The organism is Ideonella alba (assembly GCF_018069875.1).
Classification (GTDB): Bacteria; Pseudomonadota; Gammaproteobacteria; order Burkholderiales; family Burkholderiaceae_C; genus Ideonella; species Ideonella alba.
Map to the genome: position 1 here is coordinate 460,797 of NZ_JAGQDF010000003.1, position 6,000 is coordinate 466,796.

Annotated in this window: 7 protein-coding genes; 4 read left to right on the forward strand and 3 right to left on the reverse strand. The window is 70.2% G+C overall.

What is annotated here, in order from left to right:
• Positions 1-89: 89 nt before the first annotated feature.
• Positions 90-1,148 carry a homocysteine S-methyltransferase family protein gene (locus tag KAK07_RS07335; protein ID WP_210859905.1) on the reverse strand — a complete coding sequence of 353 codons (1,059 nt, stop codon included), beginning with the start codon at positions 1,146-1,148 and terminating at the stop codon, positions 90-92.
• 105 nt (positions 1,149-1,253) lie between these two features.
• Between KAK07_RS07335 and KAK07_RS07340 the strand changes: the two genes are divergently transcribed.
• Positions 1,254-1,799, forward strand: coding sequence for a hypothetical protein (locus tag KAK07_RS07340; protein WP_210859907.1), 546 nt, complete (start codon positions 1,254-1,256; stop codon positions 1,797-1,799).
• Here KAK07_RS07340 and KAK07_RS07345 read toward each other — a convergent pair.
• A complete protein-coding gene (locus KAK07_RS07345; RefSeq protein WP_210859909.1) occupies positions 1,765-2,340 on the reverse strand; it encodes a hemerythrin domain-containing protein in 576 nt (191 codons plus the stop codon). The genes KAK07_RS07340 and KAK07_RS07345 overlap by 35 nt on opposite strands.
• 78 nt (positions 2,341-2,418) lie before the next feature.
• A complete protein-coding gene (gene speD / locus KAK07_RS07350) occupies positions 2,419-2,790 on the reverse strand; it encodes an adenosylmethionine decarboxylase (RefSeq protein WP_210859911.1) in 372 nt (123 codons plus the stop codon).
• Between the two features lie 63 nt (positions 2,791-2,853).
• Between speD and tkt the strand changes: the two genes are divergently transcribed.
• The 3 genes from tkt to KAK07_RS25695 form a co-directional block, all read left to right on the forward strand.
• Positions 2,854-4,902, forward strand: coding sequence for a transketolase (tkt, locus tag KAK07_RS07355; protein ID WP_247664259.1), 2,049 nt, complete (start codon positions 2,854-2,856; stop codon positions 4,900-4,902).
• Positions 4,899-5,909 carry a hypothetical protein gene (locus KAK07_RS07360; RefSeq protein WP_210859913.1) on the forward strand — a complete coding sequence of 337 codons (1,011 nt, stop codon included), beginning with the start codon at positions 4,899-4,901 and terminating at the stop codon, positions 5,907-5,909. Before tkt ends, KAK07_RS07360 begins: the two co-directional genes overlap by 4 nt.
• On the forward strand, positions 5,906-6,000 hold a 95-nt coding region (locus tag KAK07_RS25695; RefSeq protein WP_210859932.1), incomplete at its 3' end, for a glyceraldehyde 3-phosphate dehydrogenase NAD-binding domain-containing protein. The genes KAK07_RS07360 and KAK07_RS25695, both read left to right, overlap by 4 nt.

Below are 6,000 nucleotides of genomic sequence, written 5' to 3' on the forward strand. Positions count from 1 at the left end.
GAGGGAGCGGTCCAACGACCTGGAGCCCCTTCCCGGAGGGGGCTCGGGGGAGCCGTGTGAAAGGCCGAGGCCTGATCTGCCGAAGCAGATCAAGCCTCCGCCACCAAGCGACTGAACGGCCGGCTGGCCAGCGCGCGCGGCTGGTAGCGGCCCACGCGCTGGGCAATGGCGGCGATGTGCGCCGGCGTGGTGCCGCAGCAGCCGCCGACGATGTTCAGGAAGCCCGCCTTGGCGAACTCTTCCATCAGGCCGCCGGTGACCTCGGGCGTCTCGTCGAAGCCGGTGTCGCTCATCGGGTTGGGCAGGCCGGCGTTGGGGTAGCAGCTGACGAACGTGTCGCCGGCCACCCGGCCCAGCTCCTCGATGTAGGGCCGCATCAGCGTGGCGCCCAGTGCGCAGTTCAGGCCGATCGCCAGCGGCCGCGCATGGCGCACCGAGTGCCAGAAGGCGCCCACCGTCTGGCCGCTGAGGATGCGGCCGGAGGCGTCGGTGACGGTGCCGGAGATGATCACCGGCAGGCGCTCGCCGGTGGCCTCCATCAGCTCATCGAGCGCGAAGATCGCGGCCTTGGCGTTGAGCGTGTCGAAGATGGTCTCGACCAGGAACAGGTCGCAGCCGCCCTCCAGCAGACCTTCGGCCTGTTCGCGGTAGCTGTCGCGCAGCTGATCGAAGCTGATGTTGCGCGCGCCGGGGTCGTTCACGTCGGGGCTGATGCTGGCGGTGCGCGGCGTGGGGCCCAGTGCGCCGGCCACGAGGCGCGGGTGATCCGGGCTGCTGTAGCGATCGGCCGCTTCGCGCGCCACGCGGGCGGCGGCGATGTTCATCTCGCGCGCCAGGTGGCCCAGGCCGTAGTCTTCCTGGGCGATGGAGGTGGCGCCGAAGGTGTTGGTCTCGATGATGTCGGCACCGGCGGCCAGGTACTGCTCGTGGATCTCGCGGATCACATCCGGGCGCGTCAGCACCAGCAGATCGTTGTCGCCCTTCAGGTCCTTCGGATGATCGGCCAGCGCGGCATGGCGGAAGTCGGCCTCGCCCAGCTGGTAGCGCTGGATCATCGTGCCCATCGCCCCGTCGATGATGACGATGCGTTGCGCAAGCAGCGCCGGCAGGGCGGCGCCGCGGGTGTAGGCGGGGGCAGGGCGGGTCATGCCCCGATTGTAGGAAACCCGCAGTCCGGACGGGGGGCCGCCGGGCTTTACCTGGCTTCACCGGGCGTCGACGCTGGCGCAAGTCCGGCTCGCCAGACTGGCGCCATGAACAGACGATGGCACACCGTGGCAGCCTGGGGCAGCCTGTTGATGAGCGTGGCCGCGGCGGCCCAGCCGATGGGGGGCATGGGCCCGGGCCGCGGCCCCGGTGACGGCCCGCCCGGCGCGCGTGGTCCGGCACGCACCGAGCGCTCGCTGGAGGAGATGCTGCCGCCCGATCCCTGGCGACTGTGGCTGCAGCGGGTGTCGCTGGAGCGCGGTGCGCTGAGCGCCCGGCCCGAGCAGACCGCCGCAGTGGACGCCTTCGTGCAGGCGCTGGACACGGTGCAGCGCCTCTCTGGCCAGCGCCAGCGACGCCTCACCCAGCCACCAGCGCCGCCGCCGCCCCTGGGGCTGGACCTGGCGCGCGAACTGCGCAGCGAGGCCGACGAGGCACGGGCCTGGACCGAGTCCCTGGACGCGCTGGATCGTGCCTGGCGGGCTGCCACCGCCGTGCTCGACGGCGGCCAGCGTGCGCGCCTGGAGGGTGCCTACCTGGCGGCGTTCAGTCCGGCGCCTAGCCGAGACCGATCGGCGCCGGCGCGCGATTGAGGATCTGCTGGAACAGCGGCCGGTAGCCGTCCTCCGGCTCGTGGCCGGTCAGCGGGTCCTTGTTGGCGGCAAACGCGGCGTCGAGCTGCGCCCAGTCCTCGGCGCTGAGGTGCTGGACCGCGGCCGGCAGCACCTCGGTCTCCTCGACCGCCATGTGGCGCAGGTAGTTGTCGATGTAGCGGTCCACCGCCTGCTCGAAGGCGGCGCGGCGCGGCTCGCCCATCACTTCGTAGGCCAGCAGCAGGTGCTCCAGGTCGCGCACGCCGCGCTCGCCATGGGCGTGGTCGCGGTCCAGCCGGTCCAGCGTGTCCTTCAGCGCCGGCACGCGCTCGCGCAGCTTGGGAAACAGCAGCTCGGTTTCCTTGGTGTGGTGCAGGCGTTCCGGGAACTCGTCGATGTAGAACAGCATCGCGCGCACCAGCCCAAAGTCGGGCGGGCGGCCATCGCGGTGGGCCTGGGCCAGCAGCAGCGGCAGCGACTTGAGCATGGCGGCCAGGGCCTGGTGCTCGTCCTTCATGATCGTCAGCGACAGGGGCTTCACGTCGTCTCTCCAGCGGTGATGGCGGGAGATTGACAGCACACGGTCGACATGGCCTTGAGTCAGGTCAAGACTCAGCCTCTACCCGCGCTGCAACGCCTGACGCTGGATCTGCTGCGGCGCAAAGGCCGCCTGCAGCGCTTCGATCAGCGCCGCGGCCTTGGCGCTGTTGTCCTCGCCCAGGTTGCACACATAGGCGTCCAGCGTCACCGCGCCCAGCTCGGGCCAGGTGTGCACCGCCAGGTGCGACTCGGCCAGCAGCACCACGCCGGTCACGCCGGCCGGGCCGCCAGCGGGCGGCGGCGGGAAGCGGTGGAACAGCTCGCCCACCGCCTGCAGGCCGGCCTGGCGCACGGCGCCCAGGCACAGCGTGCGCAGCGCATCGAGGTCGTGCATCACCGGCGCGGCGGGGTCGCAGCCGCGCAGGTCGGCGGTCAGGTGCAGGCCTTGCATCGGGCCGATTATCGGGGCCGATAAAATGCCGGGTTCACCCTCCCCATCCCCCTCGGACGCGCCATGCCCGCCACCTCCCCCCGCAACGATCACCCGCTGATGGCCCAGGCCATCCGTGCCCTGGCAATGGACGCCGTGCAGCAGGCCAACTCCGGCCACCCCGGCGCGCCCATGGGCATGGCCGAGATGGCCCAGGCGCTGTGGACCCGGCACCTGAAGCACAACCCGGCCCAGCCGCAGTGGGCCGACCGTGACCGCTTCGTGCTGTCCAACGGCCACGGCTCGATGCTGATCTATGCGCTGCTGCACCTCAGCGGCTATGCGCTGCCGATCGAGCAGCTCAAGGCCTTCCGCCAGCTGCACAGCCTGACCCCGGGCCACCCCGAGGTGGACGTCACCCCCGGTGTGGAAACCACCACCGGCCCGCTGGGCCAGGGCATCACCAATGCGGTGGGCATGGCGCTGGCCGAGAAGCTGCTGGCGTCCGAGTTCAACCGCGACGGCCACACCGTGGTGGACCACCGCACCTATGTCTTCATGGGCGACGGCTGCCTGATGGAAGGCATCAGCCACGAGGCGATCGCGCTGGCCGGCGCCTGGAAGCTGAACAAGCTGGTCGCGCTGTACGACGACAACGGCATCTCGATCGACGGCCAGGTGGCGCCCTGGTTCATCGACGACACGCCGGCGCGCTTCAAGGCCTGCGGCTGGAACGTCATCGGCCCGGTCGATGGCCACGATGTGGACGCGGTGGACGCGGCCATCGCCCAGGCCAAGGGCAGTGCCGACAAGCCCACGCTGATCGTCTGCAAGACCAGCATCGGCAAGGGCTCGCCCAACCGCGCCAACACCGCCAAGGCGCACGGCGAGCCGCTGGGTGCCGAGGAAATCAAGCTCACCCGCGAGGCCATCGGCTGGACCCACGAGCCCTTCGTCATCCCAGCCGAGGTCAAGGCCGCCTGGGACGCCACCGACCGTGGCGCCGTGGCCCAGGCCGAGTGGGAGAAGCGTTTCACCGCCTACGCGGTGGCCCACCCGGACATGGCGGCCGAGTTCCTGCGCCGCATGGCCGGCGAGCTGCCCGCCAACTTCGCCGAGATCGCCGTCGAGGCCGTGGCCAGTGCCCACGAGAAGGCCGAGACCGTGGCCAGCCGCAAGGCCAGCCAGATCGCGCTGGAGACCTTCACCGCCCAGCTGCCCGAGCTGCTGGGCGGCTCGGCCGACCTGACCGGCTCCAACCTCACCAACACCAAGAGCACGCCCAACCTGCGCCTGGACGCCACGGGTGCCGTGGTGAAGAACGACGCCGGCGTCGGTGGCCGCCACATCAACTACGGCGTGCGCGAGTTCGGCATGGCCGCCATCATGAACGGCATCGCGCTGCATGGTGGCTTCATCCCCTACGGCGGCACCTTCCTGACCTTCAGCGACTACAGCCGCAACGCGATCCGCATGGCCGCGCTGATGAAGCGCCGCGTGATCCACGTCTTCACCCACGACTCGATCGGCCTGGGCGAGGACGGCCCGACGCACCAGAGCGTCGAGCACGCCGCCAGCCTGCGCCTGATCCCGGGCCTGGACGTCTGGCGTCCCGCCGACACCACCGAGACCGCGGTGGCCTGGACCATGGCGCTGGCCAACAAGAACCGCCCCAGCGCGCTGCTGCTGAGCCGCCAGAACCTGCCCTATGCGCCCAAGACCGACGCCGACCTGATCACCCGCGGCGCCTACGTGCTGGCCGAGCCCACCGAAGTGGGCCGCCGGCGCAAGCCGCAGGCGGTGATCATCGCCACCGGCTCCGAGGTGCAGCTGGCGCTGCACGCCCAGGCCGCGCTGGCCGACCTGAAGATCGCGGTGCGCGTGGTGTCGATGCCCTCGACCACCGTCTTCGACCGCCAGGACCGCAACTACAAGAAGGAAGTGCTGCCGCCCAAGCTGCCGCGCATCGCCATCGAGGCCGGCGTCACCGACTTCTGGTGGAAGTACGGCTGCGACGCCGTGATCGGCATCGACCGCTACGGTGAATCGGCCCCGGCCAATGTGCTGTTCCCGATGTTCGGCTTCTCGGTCGAGAACCTGGTGCAGACGGTGCGCAAGGTGCTGGCCAAGTGAGACGTGCCGGGGCAGGCTGGGTGCTGGCGGCCGTGATCGGCCTGCTGGCGCCGCTGCAGGTCCGGGCGCAGGACCAGATGACGGTGCCGTCGCCCTACCAGCAGTGCCTCACGCCGGCCGGTGCCGTGCGCGGCGACCCCGAGTACCCCTTCTACGCCTTCAAGACCGGCCTGCCTGGTCGGGTCAAGGTGGCCTTGAACTTCGATTCGCCCACCAGCCGGCCCCAGGTCGAGGTGCTGGAGAAGGAGGGCGGGACGGAGTTCGTGGAGGCCGTGCGTGAGCACGTCCAGGTGTTTCGCCTGCCCTGCCTGCCGGCTGGCGCCACGCCGGCGCGCCTGCTGTTCGAGTTCGTGTTCCAGCCGGACCGTCGCGAGCCGGTCCGGCTGGAGATCCAGGACCCGGCCCGCGCCAGGTGGGATCAGCGGGCGGCCTGCATCCAGCATGTGGCCGGTGTCCAGAAGCCCGACTACCCGGAGCTGCTGCGGCGCAAGGAGGTCCAGGGTCGCGTGTGGGCGCAGATGCAGTTCACGGCACCGGACCAGCCGCCCCGCGTGCAGGTGTTCGGGCGGCCCGCCCACAAGGCCCTGATGGCCGAGGTGGACGACTGGGCCCGGGGCTTGCGCATGCCCTGCCACGAGGGCCCGCCGATCGATGTCCACAACTGGTACGTCTTCATCCTCGAGGAAACGGCCTACGGCTTCAAGCCCGGCCTGCGCTTCGTTGAGCTGCTGTCGCTGGTCGACGGCATCGAGCGTCAGACGGTCAACATCGACACCACCACGCTGGGCTGCCCGTTTGACCTGCGTCTGAGGTACCAGCAGCCCGATCGCAAGAATGCCGTGGCACAGCTTGGCAACGCCCAGGCTTCCCGCCGAGAATTCACGGCTTGGCTCGAGAGCTGGCAGTTCAAGCTGTCGGCCAAGGACCTGGACCGCATCTATGGCGACGCCGTGACCTTCACCGTTCCCTGTCTCAAGATCAATCTCACCCCCAAGGAATCGACATGACCATCAAGATTGGTATCAACGGCTTCGGCCGCATCGGCCGCATGGTGTTCCGCGCCGCCATCCAGAACTTCGCCAAGGACGTGCAGATCGT

Coding starts and splice junctions, on each gene's coding strand:
- KAK07_RS07335 (WP_210859905.1), bottom strand. CDS start 1,148: ATGACCCGCCCTGCCCCCGCCTACACCCGCGGCGCCGCCCTGCCGGCG.
- KAK07_RS07340 (WP_210859907.1), top strand. CDS start 1,254: ATGAACAGACGATGGCACACCGTGGCAGCCTGGGGCAGCCTGTTGATG.
- speD (WP_210859911.1), bottom strand. CDS start 2,790: ATGCAAGGCCTGCACCTGACCGCCGACCTGCGCGGCTGCGACCCCGCC.
- tkt (WP_247664259.1), top strand. CDS start 2,854: ATGCCCGCCACCTCCCCCCGCAACGATCACCCGCTGATGGCCCAGGCC.